This window comes from Enterobacter sp. ENT02 (assembly GCF_019219165.1).
GTDB lineage: Bacteria > Pseudomonadota > Gammaproteobacteria > Enterobacterales > Enterobacteriaceae > Enterobacter > Enterobacter mori.
Window position 1 is genome coordinate 1 of record NZ_JAHUWD010000007.1, and the last position, 20,466, is coordinate 20,466.

17 protein-coding genes are annotated in these 20,466 nt (G+C 60.6%); 6 read left to right on the forward strand and 11 right to left on the reverse strand.

From position 1 onward, the window contains the following. Nucleotides 1–247: 247 nt before the first annotated feature. The 4 genes from KW829_RS18275 to KW829_RS18290 all read right to left on the reverse strand — a co-directional run bounded on the left by KW829_RS18275 (nt 248) and on the right by KW829_RS18290 (nt 3,197). Entirely contained in the window at nt 248–943 is a 696-nt protein-coding gene (locus KW829_RS18275) for a helix-turn-helix transcriptional regulator (RefSeq protein WP_218308758.1), read from the reverse strand. Continuing rightward, entirely contained in the window at nt 918–1,313 is a 396-nt protein-coding gene (locus KW829_RS18280; RefSeq protein ID WP_218308759.1) for an amino acid-binding protein, read from the reverse strand. Before KW829_RS18280 ends, KW829_RS18275 begins: the two co-directional genes overlap by 26 nt. Next, nucleotides 1,306–1,629 carry an antibiotic biosynthesis monooxygenase gene (locus tag KW829_RS18285; protein WP_218308760.1) on the reverse strand — a complete coding sequence of 108 codons (324 nt, stop codon included), beginning with the start codon at nt 1,627–1,629 and terminating at the stop codon, nt 1,306–1,308. The genes KW829_RS18280 and KW829_RS18285 overlap by 8 nt, the downstream gene beginning before the upstream one ends. Before the next feature lie 152 nt (nt 1,630–1,781). Beyond that, nucleotides 1,782–3,197, reverse strand: coding sequence for an aldehyde dehydrogenase family protein (locus KW829_RS18290; protein ID WP_218308761.1), 1,416 nt, complete (start codon nt 3,195–3,197; stop codon nt 1,782–1,784). A 100-nt stretch (nt 3,198–3,297) separates the two neighbouring features. On the opposite strand from KW829_RS18290, the gene KW829_RS18295 reads away from it, so the two are divergent. Beyond that, on the forward strand, nt 3,298–4,200 hold the full coding sequence (locus KW829_RS18295) for a LysR family transcriptional regulator (protein ID WP_218308762.1): 903 nt from the start codon (nt 3,298–3,300) through the stop codon (nt 4,198–4,200). Here KW829_RS18295 and KW829_RS18300 read toward each other — a convergent pair. After that, nucleotides 4,187–4,666, reverse strand: coding sequence for a carboxymuconolactone decarboxylase family protein (locus tag KW829_RS18300; protein WP_010427243.1), 480 nt, complete (start codon nt 4,664–4,666; stop codon nt 4,187–4,189). The two genes, KW829_RS18295 and KW829_RS18300, sit on opposite strands and share 14 nt — an antisense overlap. 103 nt (nt 4,667–4,769) lie before the next feature. Between KW829_RS18300 and KW829_RS18305 the strand changes: the two genes are divergently transcribed. Next, the gene (locus KW829_RS18305) at nt 4,770–6,158 is read left to right on the forward strand and encodes a PLP-dependent aminotransferase family protein (RefSeq protein WP_218308763.1); all 1,389 of its coding nucleotides are present in this window, start codon (nt 4,770–4,772) and stop codon (nt 6,156–6,158) included. A gap of 86 nt (nt 6,159–6,244) precedes the next feature. On the opposite strand, the gene KW829_RS18310 is transcribed toward KW829_RS18305, so the two are convergent. Further along, nucleotides 6,245–6,406, reverse strand: coding sequence for a DUF1127 domain-containing protein (locus tag KW829_RS18310; protein WP_010427246.1), 162 nt, complete (start codon nt 6,404–6,406; stop codon nt 6,245–6,247). Nucleotides 6,407–6,582: 176 nt separating this feature from the next. On the opposite strand from KW829_RS18310, the gene KW829_RS18315 reads away from it, so the two are divergent. After that, complete coding sequence (locus KW829_RS18315) at nt 6,583–7,998, forward strand: PLP-dependent aminotransferase family protein (RefSeq protein WP_218308764.1); 1,416 nt, start codon at nt 6,583–6,585, stop codon at nt 7,996–7,998. A gap of 75 nt (nt 7,999–8,073) precedes the next feature. On the opposite strand, the gene foxA is transcribed toward KW829_RS18315, so the two are convergent. Then, complete coding sequence (gene foxA, locus KW829_RS18320; RefSeq protein WP_218308765.1) at nt 8,074–10,164, reverse strand: ferrioxamine B receptor FoxA; 2,091 nt, start codon at nt 10,162–10,164, stop codon at nt 8,074–8,076. Nucleotides 10,165–10,303: 139 nt separating this feature from the next. Beyond that, nucleotides 10,304–11,257, reverse strand: coding sequence for a helix-turn-helix transcriptional regulator (locus tag KW829_RS18325; protein WP_218308766.1), 954 nt, complete (start codon nt 11,255–11,257; stop codon nt 10,304–10,306). A gap of 258 nt (nt 11,258–11,515) precedes the next feature. Here KW829_RS18325 and KW829_RS18330 point away from each other — a divergent pair, with 258 nt between their 5' ends. Then, entirely contained in the window at nt 11,516–11,701 is a 186-nt protein-coding gene (locus KW829_RS18330; RefSeq protein WP_218308767.1) for a DUF2767 domain-containing protein, read from the forward strand. A 38-nt stretch (nt 11,702–11,739) separates the two neighbouring features. On the opposite strand, the gene KW829_RS18335 is transcribed toward KW829_RS18330, so the two are convergent. Further along, nucleotides 11,740–12,861 (reverse strand): cupin domain-containing protein, encoded by a 1,122-nt coding sequence (locus KW829_RS18335; protein ID WP_047742942.1) that lies wholly within the window; start codon nt 12,859–12,861, stop codon nt 11,740–11,742. A gap of 133 nt (nt 12,862–12,994) precedes the next feature. After that, nucleotides 12,995–13,597 (reverse strand): ATP-dependent Clp protease proteolytic subunit, encoded by a 603-nt coding sequence (locus KW829_RS18340; protein WP_008501342.1) that lies wholly within the window; start codon nt 13,595–13,597, stop codon nt 12,995–12,997. Between the two features lie 88 nt (nt 13,598–13,685). Between KW829_RS18340 and KW829_RS18345 the strand changes: the two genes are divergently transcribed. Both KW829_RS18345 and KW829_RS18350 read left to right on the forward strand, forming a co-directional pair. Further along, the gene (locus tag KW829_RS18345) at nt 13,686–14,072 is read left to right on the forward strand and encodes a VOC family protein (protein ID WP_218308768.1); all 387 of its coding nucleotides are present in this window, start codon (nt 13,686–13,688) and stop codon (nt 14,070–14,072) included. A gap of 185 nt (nt 14,073–14,257) precedes the next feature. After that, a complete protein-coding gene (locus KW829_RS18350) occupies nt 14,258–14,857 on the forward strand; it encodes a response regulator transcription factor (RefSeq protein WP_218308769.1) in 600 nt (199 codons plus the stop codon). A gap of 21 nt (nt 14,858–14,878) precedes the next feature. Here the strand turns inward: KW829_RS18350 and KW829_RS18355 are convergent, their stop codons facing one another. After that, nucleotides 14,879–20,461, reverse strand: coding sequence for an ATP-binding protein (locus tag KW829_RS18355; RefSeq protein ID WP_218308770.1), 5,583 nt, complete (start codon nt 20,459–20,461; stop codon nt 14,879–14,881). Nucleotides 20,462–20,466: the final 5 nt, after the last annotated feature.

Genomic DNA, 20,466 nt, shown 5'->3' on the forward strand with positions numbered 1-20,466 from the left:
AGCTTATTCCTTCAGGCTATCGGGTCGGGCATGAGCCTGCATCCCTGCAGGCCACGCCCTCTCGGCGCATCCCTGCGCCTCGCCCCGGCCTTACGGAAACGCTTCGGCGATTTACAGCCGGACCAGGGCATCGCTATAAGCCATTCATTTTCCTGAAACCACATGCATCGCTTCAGGTAAAAAATTACTGGGAATTCCTCAGCCTGTGGGAGAAGGTCGGGGTAAGGGCATCAACCCGCAGCGGAAGTTAACGGCTAAAATATCTGGTAATGGCGCCCTTCCCCGAAGCCGTCACCACCACCTCCCGGTACCCCGCCACCCGCTGGATCCAGCCTTTACTTTCCAGATAAATCAACAGCGCCGCGCCGGCTTCGCCGCCAAGATGAAACCGCCGCTCGCTCCAGTCCAGACAGGCACAGCAGGCCTTGCGACGGGGATTGGAATTTAACGCAATACCGAGCGTCAGGAACTGCTCGCGGCCATGTAGCGTGAGCGCTGAACCGCCTGCCTCAAGCCAGCCTTCCGCCTGCATGAATTCATAAATCTGCACCGCCACCGTTCCGGCAAGATGGTCGTAGCAGGTCCGGGCTTCACGCAGGGCTTTCGGCGCGGTGGTTTCCGGCGGCGTGATGCGGCTCGAGGAGAGCCCCATCATCTGCTCGACCAGCGCCGCCACGTCGTGTCCCGCCAGGCGATAGTAGCGATGCCGTCCCTGAGACAGGCAGGTAATCAGCTTTCCCTCCACCAGCCGCGCGAGATGCCCGCTGGCGGTCGACGGCGCAACGTCTGCCGCCGCGCTCAGTTCGGTAGCCGTCCACGCCCGCCCGTCCATTAGTGCGCAGAGCATCTTCACGCGCGACGGATCGGCCATTGCCGCCGCCACAGCCGCAACGGCCTGCTCCAGCGCCGCACTGTTATCAGGGGGTAAGCTCGTCTTTAACATACGTCGCCCAGGGTTCGGTGATCTCTGCAGCCAGCTTATCATCATCCGTCAGCAGAATAAGGTGATTCGCATGGTCGCTGTACTGGGTCAGGATTGACACGCCCTTTGCGGCCAGCGCCGCCGCAATTTCACCCAGCTCACCGGGACGTTCCTGCTTGAGTTTTCTAATGACCGGCCTGCGTACGGCCTGCACGTTGAACCCGCCATCGGTCAGCACGCGACGGGCTTTTTCCCCCTCTTCCACCAGGAAATGGGCATGCGTTCCAAATACGCCGCCGCCTTCCAGCCCCACGCCGCTGCGGCCCAGCAGCTGTCCAAAGCGCGCCAGTTCACCGGGGATATCGCTAAAAATCACATGAACGTCATACATCGCTATGCCCCCCGGTTTCAGAAGTATATTCCCGCACCACCTGCGCCACGCGAATGCGGTAGTACGCGAAAATCGACTCCCGCCCTTCGGCCTGCGCCGCCTGATGGAAAACGTTCTGCTTCCAGCGACGGACGGCCTCTTCGTCGCGCCACCAGGAAAGGGAAAGGATTTTGCCGTCGGTGGTCAGGCTCTGAAAACGTTCGATATCAATAAAGCCGTCGATGTCCGCCAGCAAAGGTTTGAGTTCGGCGGCAAGCTGCAGGTAGCGCGCCTGATGATGAGGCTCCGCTTTGGCTTCAAAAAGGACTGCAATCATAGGTGTCTCTCCGTTGTGAGGGTGAGGAGAGAATGCGGGAGGAAAAAGCACAATGCTTCGGTAAGGAGCGAAGTGTTGTGCCGGATGGCGCTGCGCTTATCCGGCCTACGGGCTCATGTAGGCCCGGTAAGCGCAGCGCCACTGGGCAGGGTTTAACCCAGAACCGACCTCGGTTCCATAAATGCCCGAATTCCCCACTCACCCATCTCGCGCCCCACGCCGGAGTGCTTGAACCCGCCGAACGGCGCTTTCGGTTCATGGGCAAGCGTGTTCACCAGCACGCGACCGGAAACAATCTGCTGCGCCACGCGTCGCGCGCGGTCCGTATCGCCGCCCAGCACCATCGCGCTCAGTCCATATTCTGTGTCATTGGCAATGGCGACAGCCTCCGCCTCGTCCTGGTACGGGATTACGCACAGCACCGGGCCGAAGATCTCGTCGCGGGCAACCGTCATCTGGTTGTTCACGTCGGCAAACAGCGTCGGGCGCACAAACCAGCCGTCTCGCGTTCCGTCCGGTCGCCCTTCGCCGCCCGCCAGCAGGCGCGCCCCCTCTTCGATCCCTTTGCGGATATACCCCTGCACCCGCAGCCACTGCTTCTCGCTGACCATCGGTCCGATCTCTGTCGCGCTATCGCGCGGGTCGCCGGATTTCACCGCCGCCACGGCCTGCGCCAGCGCGGCTTCAATTTCGGCCTGGCGCGACTGGGGCACCAGAATACGCGTCCCGGCTACGCACGCCTGCCCGCTGTTCATAAACCCGGCCAGGATCGCCAGCGGGATCGCCTGAGCCAGATCCACATCATTCAGCAGGATCGTCGGCGATTTACCGCCTAACTCCAGCGTCACGCGCTTAAAGCTCTCCGCCGCGTTGCGCAGGATCGCCTTGCCGGTATTCGTGGAGCCGGTAAACGAGATTTTTGCCACGTCCGGATGGCGGCTGATGGTTTCACCTACCGTCTCGCCGCGCCCGGTGACGATGTTAAACACGCCCGGCGGCAGCGCGGCATCGCGCAGCGCTTCGGTGACGATCTGCGTTTGCAGAGCGCTCATTTCGCTCGGCTTGATGACTGCCGTACAGCCCGCCGCCAGCGCGGCCGCCAGCTTGCCACAGATAAAGCCCGCGTCGCTGTTCCACGGCGTGATAAGCCCGGCCACGCCAAGCGGCGTCATCTGCACCGTGGCTGCGCCTGCGGAGATGACGAATGCAAACGCCTCCAGCGCCTCAATGGCCTGAGCAATCACCTCCGCCGGATAGCTGGCCATCCACGCCGAGCGCGAGGCGGGGGCACCGTACTCTTCAATGACCGCTTCCAGTAGATCGTCGTGGCGAGCGGCCACGGCGGCGTGCATACGTTTCAGCGCTGCGATGCGTTCCTGCTTTGTGGTCTGCGACCACGCCGGAAACGCAGCTTTTGCCGCCGCAATGGCGCGCTCTGCGTCGACCTCATCCGCCAGACGAACCTGGCCGATGACCCGCGCCGTCGCCGGGTTGTACAAATCAAACCACTCGGTGCCGTGCGGGGTAACAAATTCGCCGTTAATAAAGATCTGTTCGATGGTGTGCATATAAACCTCCTCAGGCTGTGTGAGCACAGTCTGGCACGGCTTCTCCGTTGCGATAATCCACGCTATGCTGCAAAGGTTGTTTCGATTTTCAGGATAATCTATGCATCGTTCAGGTCTGACAGAGCTGGAAGTAGTGATGGCCGTCGTGCGGCGCGGCAGCTTTCGCGCCGCGGCGCAGGAGCTGGGCATGTCCGCCACGGCGGTAAGCAACGCCATCGCCGGGCTGGAGAGCCGCCTTGATACCCGCCTCTTTCACCGCACCACCCGCAGCGTGGCGCTCACCGACGCCGGACAGCGCTACGTGGCGCGTATCGGCCCGGCTCTGCAGGAGATCCGTCTCGCCGGGGAGGAGATCCACAGTGACGCCGGGGAACTTACTGGCACGCTGCGCCTGAACGTGCCGAACCATATCGGCACCCTGTTTCTGGACCAGCTGCTGATCGACTTTATGATCCGCTACCCGAAGATGCGCGTAGAGACCGCCAGCGAAGCGCGAATGATCGACATCGTCGCGGAAGGCTATGACGCGGGGATCCGCCTCGAGGAGTCCGTGCCGCAGGACATGATCGCCGTGCCGCTGACCGGGGAGATCCGCCAGCTTGTTACCGCCACGCCGGACTATTTTGCACGTCACGGCATTCCGCAGACGCCGGACGATCTGCTTTCACATCAGGGGATCGGCATGCGCATGGCCCACGGCGGGATCTACCGCTGGGAGCTGGCGCGTCGGGGTGAAACGTATGCCCTTGCCGTGCCGCCGCGCTTTGCGACGTCCGATCTTTTTGCCTCGATCCGCGCCGTGAAAGCAGGGTTAGGGGTGGGATTTTTGCCAGAACTGTATATCCGGGAAGAGCTTGAGCGGGGAGAACTGGTGAGCGTCTTAAACGACTGGGCGCAGCCCTTTGCCGGGCTGCGCCTGTATTACCCCGGCCATCGCCACGTTCCGCCAGGGCTACGGGCGCTGGTGGCGATGATCCGCGAGCGCGGGATTATTCCAGGTTAGCCTTATTCAGCCCGTAAGCCGCATCCAGCGAGCCGGGTTCCATGCGGGAGGTGATCCCCAGACGGTTCCAGGCGTTGATCGCCACGATGGCGAAGTTCAGCTCTGAAATCTCAACGTCCGAGAAGTGCTCCGCCACGCTGCGGTACAGCGCGTCGCTCACGCCGTGAACGCCAATCTGGGTCAGCGCTTCGGTGAAGGCCAGCGCGGCTTTCTCGCGGGCGCTGAACAGCGGAGACTCGCGCCAGGCCGCCAGATGGTACAGGCGCAGCTCGCGCTCACCGGCGATTTTGGCCTCTTTCGAGTGCATATCCAGGCAGAAGGTGCAGCCGTTGAGCTGCGATACGCGAATGTCGATCAGGTGCTTCAGCGCCGGGTCAATGGAGGTTTTTGCCACTTCCATGCTCAGGGCAGACAGCGCGTTAGCGAGGGCAGGTGTAGCTTTATGGTGGTTGACGCGAGTGCTCATTGTCTTTCCTCTTTTTATGTGCGGCATGTGTCATGCGATGAGGCAAATCTACGCCGTTCATGACATAGTAAAAAGATACAAAAAGCGTGAAACGAGGTAGGACATGAAGCCGGGCTATCACGAGATTTATTCCCGCTATCGCGACAACATCACGCGCGGCGTGCTGAAGCCGGGCGATAAGGTGCCAGCCATCCGCGTACTGGCGGAAGAGCTGAAGGTGGCGCGTAAAACCGTCGAAACGGCGTATGCCATTCTGACGGGCGAAGGGTATCTGGTGAGCCAGGGCGCGCGCGGCACGCGGGTGAATCCGGATCTTCTGCTGCCCGCGCAGAACGCCTCCGCGGAACAGCCCACCGGCACGCTCCCGGCATCGCTCATCAGTCAGCGGGAACGGGCTGGGTTTCTGCGTCCCGGCATCCCTGCCCTCGACAGTTTTCCGTATAAAAAATGGCTGCTGCTGGCAGGCCAGGCGACGCGCGCCATGCGTCAGGAGGAGATGCTCAACCCGCCGGTGCTGGGCTGGTATCCGCTGCGCCAGGCGATCGCCAGCTATCTGAACATCTCGCGCGGGCTCTCCTGCACCGCCGAGCAGGTGCTGATCACCAGCGGCTACAGCGGCAGCCTGCGGTTGATCCTCGACACGCTTGCCAGCCGCAGCGACAAGGTGGTGTTTGAAGATCCGGGCTATTTTATGGGCCAGCAGCTGCTCAAGCGGATCGTGTCTCGCCTGCACACCGTGCCGGTCGATCGCTGCGGCATCGACACGGAATACCTGCTCCGTCACCATCGCGACGCCCGTTTCGCCATCGTGACCCCGTCGCACCAGAGCCCGCTGGCGGTCACGCTCTCCCTGCCGCGCAAACAGCAGTTGCTCGACTGGGCAAGCCAGAACGCGGCGTGGATTATTGAAGACGATTACGACGGGGAGTTTCACTACACCCGCAAGGTCCTGCCGTCGCTGAAAAGCCTCGACCAGCATGACCGAGTGATTTTTATGGGGACCTTCAGTAAAACCATCATGCCGTCGCTGCGCATGGGCTACGTGGTGATGCCAGCCAGCACCGTTGGGGCTTTTACCGACTGCGCGGATATTACCACCAGCGGCCAGCCGGTGCTGACGCAAAAGATCCTCACCGCGTTTCTCAACGAGGGGCATTTTTTCCGTCACCTGAAGAAGATGCGCGCGCTTTATCAGACCCGCCGCGACTGGATGATTGCCGCCCTGCGCGAGGTGTATGGCGATCTGTTTTTCACCGAGCAAAACGACGGCGGGATGCATATCGTGGCGTTCCTGACCAGAGGAAGCGGTGACCGGGAGATCGCCCGCTGCTGGCAGGAACAGCAGCTGCAGGTCAATGCGCTGTCGGAGTGGTATCGTGGTTCGGGCAAACGCTACGGGCTGGTGATGGGCTATAACAACGTGCGGTCGTATAAAGAGGCGGTGGAATTGCTGGAAAGGCCGAAGCGGCAGACGCTTGCGCTGTTGAGCTGAAAATCGCCGGGTGGCGGCTTCGCCTTACCGGGCCTACTCGAGCTCGTAGGCCCGGTAAGCGTAGCGCCACCGGGCGATGACGCGCCTCATACATCATGCCGCGACAACCCAACGTCCTTAAGCTGCTCGTCGCTCATCTGGCTCAATATGCGGCGAGTACGATTGATGCGATACCAGTTGCAGATCGTTTTGCCGATCCAGATAAACACGACGAACGGACGTTTTGAACGATTCTCATAGAATTCCATGATGCTCTCCTCACTGTACCAGTGGGGTTATCATCGCGGAAAACGGCCTGTACAATACAGATTCAAAAACTGCTTTTGTTTACCATACAGATCCGCTAAAACGGTATCTGCATGGCGTTTTACCCATCAATCTGTACTGGTTTAACAATCTGTATGGTGAAAACAAAGGATACAGCATGACGCGCTACCAACATCTGGCCAACCTTCTGGCGGAACGTATCGAACAAGGGCTGTATCGCAGCGGCGAACGTCTGCCGTCGGTGCGCACGCTGAGCCAGGAGCACGGCGTGAGTATCAGCACCATACAGCAGGCCTATCAGATCCTTGAAAATCTCCAGCTGATCACCCCTCAGCCGCGCTCCGGCTATTTTGTCTCGCAGCGCAAAGCCCAGCCGCCGGTACCGGCCATGACGCGCCCGGTGCAGCGTCCCGTGGACGTCACCCAGTGGGACGAGGTGATGATGCTGCTGGACGCCCGTGCCGACAAAGAGATGATCTCCTTCGGCGGCGGCTCGCCGGACATTAACCAGCCGAGCCTGAAGCCCCTGTGGCGCGAGATGAGCCGCATAGCGCAGCATAACTCTGCCGAGATGCTGAGCTATGACGTGCTCGACGGCCGCCTGGAGCTGCGCGAGCAGATCGCCCGCCTGATGCTGGACGGCGGCTCCACCGTCGCGGCAAACGAGATTGTGATCACCAACGGCTGCCACGGCGCGCTGTCGATCGCCCTGCTGTCGGTGTGCAAACCGGGGGATATCGTGGCGGTAGAATCGCCGTCGTTTCACGGCACCATGCAGATGCTGCGCGGCTTCGACATCAAGGCGATTGAAATTCCCACCGATCCTGAAACCGGGATCAGCATCGAGGCGCTCGAACTGGCGCTGGAGCAGTGGCCGATCAAGGCGGTGATCCTGGTGCCCAACTGCAATAACCCGCTCGGGTTTATCATGCCGGAAGCGCGCAAAAAGCAGGTTTTAGCCCTCGCCCAGCGGCACGACATCGTGATTGTTGAGGATGATATTTACGGCGAGCTGGCGGCGGAGTACCCGCGCCCGCGCACTATTCATTCGATGGATATCGACGGCCGCGTGATCCTCTGCAGCTCGTTTACCAAAACCGTGGCGCCGGGCCTGCGCGTCGGCTGGATCGTGCCGGGGCGCTATTACGACCGGGTGATGCACATGAAATACGCTGCGGGCGGGTTTAACGTGCCGGGCACGCAGATGGCGGTGGCGGCGTTTATTCGCGACGGCCATTACCATCGCCACGTGCGCCGTATGCGTCAGATTTATCAGCAGAATATGGAAACCTACACCTGCTGGGTGCGGCAGTATTTTCCGGCAGAGATTTGCGTCACGCGCCCGCAGGGAAGCTTCCTGCTGTGGATTGAGCTGCCGGAGAAGGTCGACATGGTGTGCGTCAGCAAGCAGCTGTGTCGGCTAAAGATTCAGGCCGCGGCCGGGTCGCTTTTTTCCGCCTCCGGGAAGTACCGCAACTGTCTGCGGATCAACGTGGCACTGCCGCCGACGGACAAAAATCGCGAGGCGTTGAAGAAGATGGGGGAAGCGATTGTGATTGCGATGGAGGAGTAGTGCGGCCCGATGCCCTCACCCCGCCCCTCTCCCACAGGGAGAGGGCGAAAACCGCACCGGGCGCTGGCTAACGGTTCAGAACGTCCACGAAACGCTGCCCACAATGCTGCGTTCTGCGCCAAAGTAGCAGTAGGAAAGCGAGTTACACGCCGCCACGTAGCGCTTGTCCGTCAGGTTGTTAACGTTCAGCTGCGCGCTGATCCCCGTCAGCCCAATCTTAGACAGGTCGTACCCCACCACCATATCCATCAGCGTGTACGACGGCAGCGTATGGGTGTTCTGACGATCGCTGGTGACGCCGTTCACATAGCGTACGCCCGAACCCACAGTCAGGCCGTCAAGCGGACCCGTTTTGACGTCGTAGCTCAACCAGGCGCTGGCCATGTTACGCGGGGCATAAACCGCGCGTTTGCCCTGCTCTTCCGGGCTACTTTTCTTATAGCGAATGTCGGTATAGGTATACGCGGCCTGCATGCGCAGGCTGTCCGTCAACTGTCCAATCGCTTCCAGCTCAACCCCTTCGGACTCAATTTCGCCGATCGAACGGTACGGATCGGTTGGCTCCTCCTTGGTGGCGATGTTCTTCTGATTGATACGGAACACCGCGGCGCTGAACTGGCTGTTCATCCCCTCAGGCTCATATTTCACCCCGGCTTCCCACTGCTTACCCTTCATCGGCTCCAGGATATTGCCCTGCTCGTCTGCAAAGCTGGTCGGCGTAAAGGCGGTTGAGTAGCTCACGTAGGGTGCCACGCCGTTATCAAACAGATACAGCAGCGCCGCGCGACTGCTGACGTTGTGCTTATCCAGATCGCTGCGGGTATGGTTAAAGCTGTCGATATTCGACACGCTGACCCGGTCGTAACGCCCGCCTAGCGTCAGACGCCAGCGATCCAGGGACATCTGATCCTGCAGGTAATACCCCGTCTGGCGCAGCTTGTGCTTTTCCTGGCTGTACTGCGTAATGTAATCCGGCTTCGCGCCGTAGACCGGATTGAAGGCGTCGATCGGCGGAAATCCGCCGTAATAACCCGTCACGTTATTCGTGCGATCCTGGTAGTCCATCCCGATCAGCACGCGGTGGTTCACCGCCCAGGTGTCAAAGCTGCCGTCGATCTGGTTATCCAGCGTGATGGCATTCATCTTCTCGTCGGATCCCGAATAGCCGCGGTTAAGCTCGGTTTCATTCAGCCAGCCTGCGGCATAAACCTGGTTCAATTCCACTTTGGTATGCGCATAGCGCAGCTTCTGACGCACCGACCAGCCGCTGTCAAACATGTGCTCAATGTTGTAGCCCACCATGTTTTCACGACGATCATATTTGTCATAATCATCCTCGCCTTCAAAGAAGGTGTTGGAGATTTTCTTGCCGTAGTGCGGTACGACGGTCCCTTCATACGGCAGGCCCGAGTGGCTGCCGCCTTCCGGATCGCGGTGCAGATAGGCCATCAGTTCCAGACGGGTATTGTCAGTGATGCGCCAGGTCAGGCTCGGCATCAGCGCGTAACGCTCTTCCTTCAGCGGATCGAATTGGGAATCGGCGTAGCGGGTCATCCCGCTGAGGCGCACCGCCACGCGGTCGTTATCGTCAACCGCACCGGTGACGTCGAACATCGCCCCGCGCTGGTTATTGTTCCCGGCGAACAGCTTGATCTCCCCGCCCGGATCGAACGACGGTTTACGGGACGTAAGAGCCACAATCCCACCCGGCGATGAGCGCCCGTACAGTACGGAGGCCGGGCCGCGCACCACTTCTACGCTCTCAAGGAACCAAGGATCGATCACCAGCGAGCTGTGGGAGTTGGTGTCTCCCATCATCTTCAGGCCATCGAGATAGATGTTATCCAGGCTGCCGTCGGAGAAGCCGCGCAGCACGATATAGTCGAAGCGGTGTGAGGCACCGATCTGATTACTGTAGACCCCCGGCGTGTAGCTCACCGCCTGACGCACGCTGGTTGCGCCCTGCTCCTCGAACTGCTCGCGCGTAACGATAGAGACCGACTGCGGGGTTTCGATATCAGGGGTTTCAAGCTTAGTGGCCGCAGACTGCATCTGCGACGTCACCACCACGGTATCCGTTTTTTGGGCATCCTGCGCCAGCGCAGGAAAAACGGCACTTCCAGTAACCCATCCCACCAGCAGTGCCAGACGCGTTTTAGCAAACATAACTCTCTCCAGAGATAATTCTTATTGTTAATAAGAATTATTACCTTTTTGAGAGAGCAAACGGCTATGCGTGCCGCCAGGTTACCTATGCGCGATGACAAACCGCACGGGAAACGTTAGCAGGAAAGGGAAAAGTGCATTACTGCGTTTTACGTACCTCACCGGGCGAAATACCGTAGCGGCGACGATATGCGGTAGAGAAATTTGTGGCATGCTGGTAGCCGCACATCCACGCCGCCTGCTGTACGCTATAGCCTTCCAGCAGATAGCGCCGGGCCAGCGCGAGCCGACAGTCGCGGAGATAATCAAACAGCGTGCAGCCATAGCGCTGGCGGAACTTGCTGCGCAGGCTGCTTTGGCTCATTGCCGCGAGGGCGGCCAGTTCGGCAAGGGAGTGATTCTGGTCAGGCGACTGTTCCAGCATGCACCGTACGCGTTCCAGACGCGCATGCTCCGGTCGACAGGGACGGTGTTGCTGGTACTGATTCAGGCCATGGCCAAGCAGCTGATACATCAGCCCCTCCAGCAGCAGTCTGCGTGATAACGCGCATACGCCCTGCTGCTGTGCATGCTGAATGCCGGAGAGCACGAATCCGGGAACATGCCAGACAACGGCAGGCGCATTCCGGCTTTGCCACTCCAGCAGCAATGTTTCCAGCAGGCTTTCACGCCTGGCGTCATTGGGGTACACGCCAAACGAGAGCGTCTTCAGGGTACTGTCCGCATCGTGCCGCGCGCTCATAATCTGCTCTTCACTGAGGCAGGCGCTGAAGGCCATACCCGACCGCACTACATACTCGTTACCGCGGAGCGTTAGCGTGACGCACCCTTCCAGCACGACCAGCATATAGAGCGGGCTGCTGTGGCGAGAGGTCGTTTCGTAAGGCTGTAACACGCGAACGTCGGAGTGGGTCAGGGAAATACCCGAGGAGAGAGTCATCTCTTCCACGTCCCCCTGCAGAACGGGAGTGCGGGTGGCGACTGCGTCTTTTAGCTGGGGAAAACGATAGTCGATGCCATAGCGCTCGCCGAATAGCTGAAAATCCTCAACAAAAAACAGGCGTTTCGCTGATGTATTTTCACTCTGAAGCATAATGCCACGCCTGCATGGGGAAAAGGACAGGTCAAACAGTACCATTCACCGGGGATGGCGGCAATCTCTGGGCTTAACGGGATTATGCACCCGTATGAGTCGAAAGATTATTACTGCCCATAAGGAAGAAAATATCCCCTTTTCATTTTCGTACCCGTTGAAAATGAGAGAAATAAAAAATTAAGAATGAGATGAATTATTACCGGATGGTTATTTCTCTTTCATAATTAAATTAACGCAACCAACGAGGAGGTATTTATGACGATTCGCAATAATCGGACAGAAATTTCACTGGCTCTTGGTGAAGCGGTATTAGACATCGTCCAGAAAGGACATGAAGTGTCGCGAGAAAATCTGGCGCAGGCGATGAAAATAAAAGCGGAAAAAGAGCGCAATGACGAACGACTTCTGAACTACTGGAAGGCGTGTAATATGCTGGTCTAAACGAGGCGGCGTTGAGCCTCACTCAACGCCGCCCTCCACTACTCGTCGAAGTACCAGTATCCCTGGTTAATCAGGCCGGTAAGCTCCTCGACAAACGCTGGGTTATTCAGCGCATCGCCGAGCTCCGCCTGGCCGAGTTCGGTGTAGCGGCACAGCGCATCCGCCGCCTTCGCGTCTACCGTCTCCAGCTGTTCGCTGTTGATGAAGAAGCTGCCGTTGATGTTCAGCACGCGCAGGCCGCTCAGGCGAGACAGCGTTTCGCCGCCCTGCAGCGCGTCCAGCACCTCTTCCGGCGCATACGGCGGCTCGGCGGCGGCGATATCCAGCTCGTGGCGCGGCGTCGAAACAAAGCTGCCGAACCACTTCGTGAAATCATCTGGTTTGCTAATCATGTCGATCATCATCTGACGAATGCGATCGAGCTCGTACTGCTCCACGCGGCCAGGGTGCTCGCGGCAGGTTAGATCCGGATCGCTGTAGTGCTCTCCGCCCAGATCGTTTTCCAGCGCGTAATCGGCGAAGCTGCTGATCAGATCGCGGCCGTTTGGCCCGCGGAAGCCGACGGAGTAATTTAGCGCGGTCTCATGGGTAAAGCCGTCGTGCGGGAATCCAGGCGGGATGTAGAGGATATCCCCCGGGGCCAGATCTTCGTCGATGATCGGCTCGAACGGATCCACATGCAGCAGCGCCGGGTGTGGGCAGAACTGACGCATCGGCAGCTTGTCGCCCACGCGCCAGCGGCGGCTGCCCATCCCCTGAATGATAAACACGTCGTACTGATCGATATGCGGACCCACGCCGCCGCCCGGCACGGAGAAGGAGATCATCAGGTCATCCAGACGCCAGTCCGGCAGGACGCGGAACGGACGCACCAGCTCCGCCGCGGGCATATGCCAGTGGTTCACCGCCTGCGCCAGCAGCGACCAGCCGGTTTCGCCCAGATCGTCAAAGTGCTCAAACGGACCATTGCTGGCCTGCCATTTGCCGTTGAAATGACTCACCAGGCGGCTATCGACTTCCGGCTCCATCGCCAGGCCTGCCAGCTCGTCCGGGGTAATCGGGTCGACAAAATTCGGGAAGGCATTTTTCAGCACAACGGGTTTTTTTTGCCAGTATTTTTCGAGAAATTCCGGCCAGTTCAGGTTCAGTTGATACGCCATGGATAGCACCAGTGAGAGGGGAAACAGGCGCGATTATAGGCAAGAAGGCAGAGGGGGAACTTGTCATGGGTCAAACGAGGACGTGTAGGTCGGGTAAGGCGAAGCCGCCACCCGACACGTACACGGCGAAACCTTAATCCAGCTTCAGCTCGTCATAATGGGTAATCAGTTTACCCACGATGCCGTAGTCCAACGCTTCTGCCGGAGACATCCAGAAGTTGCGGTCCGTGTCTTTTTTCACTTTTTCCAGCGGCTGGCCGGTGGCATCAGCGATCAGCTTGTTCACGCGATCCAGCATGCGGATGATCTCGCGCGCTTCGATCTCAATATCCGTCGCCTGACCGCGCACGCCGCCCAGCGGCTGGTGGATCATAAAGCGGGTATTTGGCAGCGAGTAGCGGTGCTCTTTCTTCGCCGCCAGGAAGATGGTGATCCCGGCGCTCGCCACCCAGCCGGTGCCGATGACGTGCACTTCCGGGCGGATGAATTTGATAAAGTCGTGGATGGTATCGCCCGCTTCCACGTGGCCGCCCTGGCTGTTGATGTACAGCTTGATCGGATCGTTGCTGACGCTTTGCAGCAGGATCATCTGGGTGATGACTTTCTGCGCCAGCTCCTGGTTGATCTCACCGGAGATCACAATCGAACGGGACTCCAGCAGTTTTTGCTGCAGAGCGCCCGCGCCGTTTGACCCTTCCGCTTTATCCTTGTCGCTTTCTTTCAGTGTGTAGTGCATTGTTATTTCCTCAGCTTGTAGCGCTCAAAACCAGAGTGTAGCCTGTTTTACCGATCAAAGTCCTCACAGACAAATAACGAGGGAGCATATGAATATTGCCCATGTCGCACTCTGGACCCGCAGCCTCGAGGCGCAGGTTCAGTTCTGGGAAACGGTTTTTAATGGCCGCAGTAACGAACGCTACGTCAGTAAAAATCGTCCCGGTTTCGAATCTCACTTTATTACGCTGGATAACGGGCCGACCATCGAGCTGATGACGCTGCCGGATCTGCCCGACGCCCCTGCCCACCCGGAGTTTATCGGCTGGGCGCATATCGCCATCAACGTCGGCAGCAAAGCGCAGGTCGACGGCATGGCCGAGCGGGCACAGGCAAACGGCACGCTGCTCAGCGCCCCGCGCATGACCGGGGACGGCTTCTATGAAGCAGTGATCGCGGATCCGGACGGCAATCGCATCGAGCTTGTTGGGGCATAAAATCAGCTTTTGGTTGCTTAACCGCCCCGGTCACGTATCGCTATACTTCATCTTCATACGGTTATCATATTGTGAAATGATAATGATAGTTAATGTGTTAAGATGAAAGTCAGCATAAACAGTCTCTTACGTAAGCGTCGGGACTGTTTGCATCCTCGACATGTCAATCAGCACCGGGGCGGTGAATGGAACACATTGTGTATGTGGTAGATGACGATGACGCAGTCAGACAGTCCGTAATCGGGCTGTTGGACTCGGCAGACCTGAACGCCGTCGGCTTTTCATCGGCAGAAGCGTTTCTTCAACACCGCTTTGAAGAGCTACCGTCGTGCGTGGTCCTCGATATGCAAATGCCCACCATCTCGGGCTTTGAGGTGGCTGACGCCCTAAAGGACAGCGGGCGCGAGATCCCGATTATTTTTCTTACCGGCCACGGCACTATCCCGATGTCGGTGCGCGCCATTAAAGGCGGCGCGTACGAATTTCTCACCAAGCCCGTCGAATCCACCGCGCTGATCGACGCCATCGAGTCCGCGCTTCAGCTGGCGGAACACAACGCCGAGCGCAATAAAGAGCACTACGCCCTGAAGCAGCGCCATCTGTCCCTCACCCCGCGTGAACATGAGGTGCTGACGCTGGCGATAAGCGGCATGCTGAACAAGCAGATTGCCGCCGAGCTTGGCGTCAGCGAGATCACGGTTAAGGTGCACCGTCGCCGCGTGATGGAGAAAATGCAGGTGCGCTCCGTGGCGGAGCTGGTCAGGGCCGTTGAGCGCCTGACCTAAAGCCTGTCTGCGGAGTAAACTTTACCCTTCCTGTGCCGCCAGCGGCAGCGCAAACGCAAACACCGTGCCGAACGGCTCCCGGCGGCGCGCGCTCAGCTTCCCGCAGTGGCGCTCGATGATGCTGGCGCTGATGGTCAGCCCCATCCCCATCCCCTGCGCTTTGGTGGAGTAGAACGAGTCAAAAATCTGCTCCAGCCGTTCGGGCTCAATGCCGCTCCCGGTATCGGCGATCTCGACGATCACTTTCCCGTCCGCGTTGGCGGTGCTGAGGGTAATGGTGCTGGCGCGATCCTTGACCTCGGCCATCGCCTCTACCGCATTCATCACCAGATTCAACAGCACCTGCTGGATCTGCACGCTGTCGCCGGTGATAAAACTGTCCTGCGCCCTTAACAGATAATCAACGCTAATGTGTCGCTGCTCCAGCTCGCTGCGCGAAAGCGTGATGATATGGTGGATCAGGTAGTGCATGTCGATGCGCGAGAAGGTGGGATCCTGCTTTCGCGTCAGGGACTGGATGCTGCGAATGATCTCCCCCGCCCGCGCGCCTTCCGCGGCGATCTCCTCCAGCCCTTCGCGGACCTTGTCCAGCCGGGCGGGCTCGCGGTTGAGCCAGCGCAGGCTCGCCCCGGCGTTCGAGACGATCGACATCAGCGGCTGGTTGATCTCGTGGGCGATGGAGGAGGTCAGTTGCCCGACGGTGGTGGCGCGGGACACCCGCGCCAGATCCGCCTGCGCCACCCGCATGGCATCCTCCGCGGCGCGCTGGCTGGTGATATCGGTGATGATGCCGTAATACTCGTTCACCTCGCTGCCCACGCCCACCGGATCGCCAATCCCGAGGATGTAGCGGGTTGAGCCGTCGGTACGCTTAACGCGAAACTCCGCGCGCATGGAGAGCCCGTCGCGCACGCTCCGGGTGACGATGGCGCTGATGCGGGCGTAATCGTCCTCATGAACGAAAGTCAAAAACTCCGCCATGGAGATCATCTTTTGCTGCTCGGGCAGGCCGAGAATGCGGGCGTACTCTTCCGAGACAAACATCAGATCCTGCTCCAGCTCCCAGCGCCAGCTGCCGGTGTGGCTGATCTGCTCGCCGAGCATCAGCGAGGTCTGGCTGGATCGCAGCTCTTTCTCCACCCGTCGGCGCTGGATGTTCTCCGCCAGCAGCTCGGCGTACAGCCGCGCCGTCTCCAGGGATACCGCGGCCTGCGCGCCCAGCAGGCTCACCACGCGCGAGTGCTCGGCGGTGAAGACCTCCGGCATCAGGCGGTTTTCCAGGTACAGCACACCCACCAGCCGTGCCTGTTTGAACATCGGGACGCACATGACCGCCGCCCCCGAGGTCACCAGATAGGGGTCCTGACTGAAGGGATGGAACTCCTCCGGCCTGCCGGTGCGGATCTCCTGCCCGGTGCGGATCACCGCCGCCAGCACCGACAGCGGCAGGTCGGTCGCCGTCGGCACATCTTTCAGGATCCGCACCCGCACGCCCTCGGTGCTGGTCCAGGCGCTGGCCTCGATCTCCGGGATGAGGCTCTCGCTCACGCGCAGCAGCAGGCCGCGCTGCGCCCCGGCGCGTTCGAGCAGGATGGTCATCAGGTTTTCGATTAAGCGCTCAAGGTTAATCTCTTCCGACAGCGCGCGGGAGGCTTTGATGACGCTTTGCAGATCGCGGATGGTCTCGTTCTGAGCGAAGGCCACCGTGTCGTAGGCGCTGGCCTGCCCGGAGGCCAGCAGGTGCGGGAAATCCTGCTCCAGCTGGCGTACCTTGGCCTGCGCACCCGCGCGTCCCCAGGCGGCAATCGAGCCGCGGAAGTGCGCATCCGAGGCGGTCGGGTAGCCGCAGGCCAGCGCAAAGCGCCCCGCCAGCTCGTGGGCCAGGGCGTTGATCGGGTTAAACCCGCCCTCGCGGGAGAGCCGGACCGCCTTCTCATACTGCTCCAGCGCAATACTGTTCATCCCGTCCAGACGCACGATTTCGGCGTAGATCAGCGCCTCTTTATCCGCGAACGTGCCGGGATTAATGCGCGCCCAGAGGGCAATTTTGTCGTAGTGGGCGTGAATGCTGCGGCGGTGATTTGCCGAGAAGGTCTCCGGCGTCAGCTGACGCGACAGCGCCAGAGCGCTGTAAAGATGGTAGTCCAGCAGATGGATATGCCCCGGCGCAGACCACGCGTACCAGCCCGCCATCTCGAGATCCGCCTGCGCGTCGGCATACTCCCCGCAGGTAAAATGCGCCATGCCGCGGTAGAGCCAGTACCAGAACAGCATGGTGGCGTTCTTCTCCGGCGCCTGCTCCGGCGACGCGGGAAGCAGCGCCTCGGGCAATACCTGCGACGCGGTCCAGGTGCCGATGACCGGCGTGCGCAGGAACTCAACGTAGCCGCGCTGAACCATCAAAATGGTTTCCACGTCCTGGAAGTGGGTTTTACGCACGAACGCCAGGCCGCGATCGATGCTGGTCAGCACCCCGTCCAGGTGATCGCCCCGCGAGAGGAAGTTAATCACCTGGTGGCAGGCCGCAAAGCAGGCCATCGTCATATCCCCGTGGGTCACCGCCGAGGTGAAGCAGGCCTTCGCGCACTCGATGGTAAACGATAAAGGCTGGGTCCAGACGCTGAGCTGGTCGAGCGGCAGCAGGGTTTTGGCTTCGAAGGCATCGTAGCCGTGGCGATTGACCAGCTCGCGGGCCAGGGTGCCGTACTGGAACCCGAGGCGGTACTCGGCGTAGCGGTGGCCCATCAGCACGCCAAACCAGGCCATCGCCGTGGTGGATGCGCCTGTAATGCCGTGGTCGAGGGTCAGGTGCATCATGCGGCAGAGCAGCAAAAAGTGCAGGCGCGGGCAGATGAAGCTGGCGCAGATGCTGGCGCTGTAGAGCAGGTTCATCACCGCTTCGGTTTCCGGGTTATCCATCCGCGACAGCTGGGCAAACAGGTTTTGCGGCGCGTCGGCCGTGCGGTTGCAAAACAGCGCCCATGCCTCGTCGCAGTCGGCATCTTCCGGATGGCGGCTAATCTGGATCCCGAAAATCCCCAGCCAGCAGAGCGCCGCCTCCAGCGCCAGACGGCTATCCGACTGGCGAATGTAGACTTCCACCAGCAGGTTGGCCGCCAGCGCCTTTTCGGTCAGCCCGCCGGGGCAGCCGAGAATGGCATCACACAGCTCGCGAGTGCGCTCCAGATGCCCCAGCGCAAACTCGCAGCCCGCCTCTTCGATATCGAGCATAAAGTCTGACACCGTCCCGGCGTTGCCCAGCGCTCTGGCGGTCTGGATATAGCCGAGCGCCGAAAGGTAATCTCCCGAACGCTTCGCGCGTCGCGCGGCCAGCAGGCTCAGCTCGCGGAACATCTGGCGCTGCGGCGCGGGCTGGATGCTGTCCAGCGCGGCCGTGACGTGGTGAACGGCGCGGAACAGCAGCTCGTTCCCCGCCGCCTGACGCGCGGCGTCGGCCAGCAGGCTGGCGGTGGTCAGGTGAATATGGCTTTTCTCATGCCGATCCAGCAGCGCAAAGGCCGCCTCCTGCACCCGGTCGTGGGTGAAGGCGTACTTTTTTTCCGTCAGCACGATGAGCTGGGCCATCACCGCCGGGTGTAGCGCATAGCGCATTTCCGCCATCGACAGGCCAACCACGCGGCAGATCATCTCCATCTCGCCCGTGCCGCCGAGGCAGGCGATGCTGCCCAGCAGGCGGCGCGTCTCGTCGGGCAGCTCTTCGAGCTGCTCCAGCACCAGAGTGACGACGTTTTCGGTGTAATGCCTGGCGCGGATCGCCTGCAGATCGTAGTGCCACTTGTCCTGATATTTGTTGTGCACCACCAGGCCGTCATCGACGATGCGGCGGAAAAACTCGTGCACAAAGAGCGGGTTGCCGCCCGTCTTTTCGTGGATCAGCGTGGCGAGGTCGGTCGTCGCCGCGCTGCGGGTGCGAAATACTGTCGCCAGCCAGCGCGCCACCGCTTTCACGGAAAGCGCCTGCGGGACAATCTCGCTCGCGTTTTGCGCCGCCTCCGGCAGGCCTGCCAGCAGCGCCTGCAGGGCGGCGTCGGACACGGAACTGATATCCCGGTGGGCCGCGACCACCAGCAGCGGAACAGCGCCGCAGTTCATCAGCAGATATTTGAGCGTATGCAGGCTGACGGTGTCGCTCCACTGGAGATCGTCGAGCACCAGCACCAGCGGACAGCCCTGCGAGGCAAAGGTTTTTACCAGCGCCAGCACCATATGGCTGAAACGCGCCCGGGCATCAATGGAAAACGTATCCGCCGAGAAGCGCGGCTTGCTCTCCAGCAGCAGGCCCAGCTCGGGCACCAGGCTAACGGCCAGCGCCTCGTGCCCCTCCAGGGCGCGGGAGAGGCGGATTTTCCACTTCGCCACGTCCTCTGCGGGCAGCCCCAGCAGGTGCAGCGTCAGGATACGGAACGCGGAGCTTAATACGCCGTAGGGCAGCGACGGTGAAAACTGGTCGACTTTGCCCACCGCCAGCAGCACCGTGCGCTGCTGCAGCGTTTTGAGCGCCGTCGCGATGATCGACGATTTGCCGATCCCCGACGGCCCGCCGATCGTTACCAGCTCCGGCACCAGTTTCTGCCCCACCCGCTTAAACGCGGCAATGACGTCGTTCGCCTGCGGATGGGTCGCGAACAGGGAGTCCGCCAGATGGATCGCCGGGGTGCGATCCTGCTGGCCGGGGGTAAAGGCGACGATCTCGCCCTCGCAGGTCAGCGTTGCCTGGCAGCGGCGGAGGTCGGCAATCAGCCCGTCGACCGTCTGGTAGCGGTTATCGGGGTGCTTTTCCAGCAGCTTCAGGATGATGGTCGACAGCATTTCCGGCACGTCCGGGCGGATCGCGTCCGGGGCCAGCGGCGCCGAGGCAATATGGTAGTGCGCCCAGTTGGCCCGATCGTCCTCCCCCAGCTCAAACGGCAGGCGTCCGGTCAGGAGTTCATACAGCACCATGCCGAGACTGTAAAGATCGCTGCGGCCGTCGACGGGGCGCTGGGTGCGGGTGGTGTGCTCCGGCGACATATACGCGGGCGTACCGCCTGAAACGGCAAGCCGGGTCTGGGTGATGGCATCGGAGAGGCTGCTGGAAAGGCCAAAGCTGCCCAGACGGCAGGTAGCATCGTGCTGAACAAAAATACTGCCGGGTTTGATATCGCCGTGGATCAGGTTTTGCAGATGCATCTGGCGCAGGGGAACGCAGATCTGGATCGCCATTTCGATAAAGCGCGCAATGCCCGAGATCGCCCTGCCCGCGCGCCGCGCCAGCAGCTCAAGCGCAAACGGGGCATACACCAGCGCGAAGCGCCCCCGGTACTGGGTGGAAGCAACGGCGCGGATGGCCCAACTGTCCTGCAGCACGTCGCGCAGCGCAAACTCGTTTTTGAGCAGCCGGGTGGCGCGCTCTTCCTCTTCATCGCTTACCGCGGTGGCGATAATGAACGAGCCGCCGGAATGGGGATGTCGCGCGTGCATCCAGGCGATACCGCCCTCCTGCGCCAGCACGGTAAAAATCACATCCTCTTTAAGGACAAAAACCCGCCCCTGGTGAAGATTCCCCTGGGCGGGCCAGAATGCAGGCTGCTCGTGTTCGTTCATCCGCG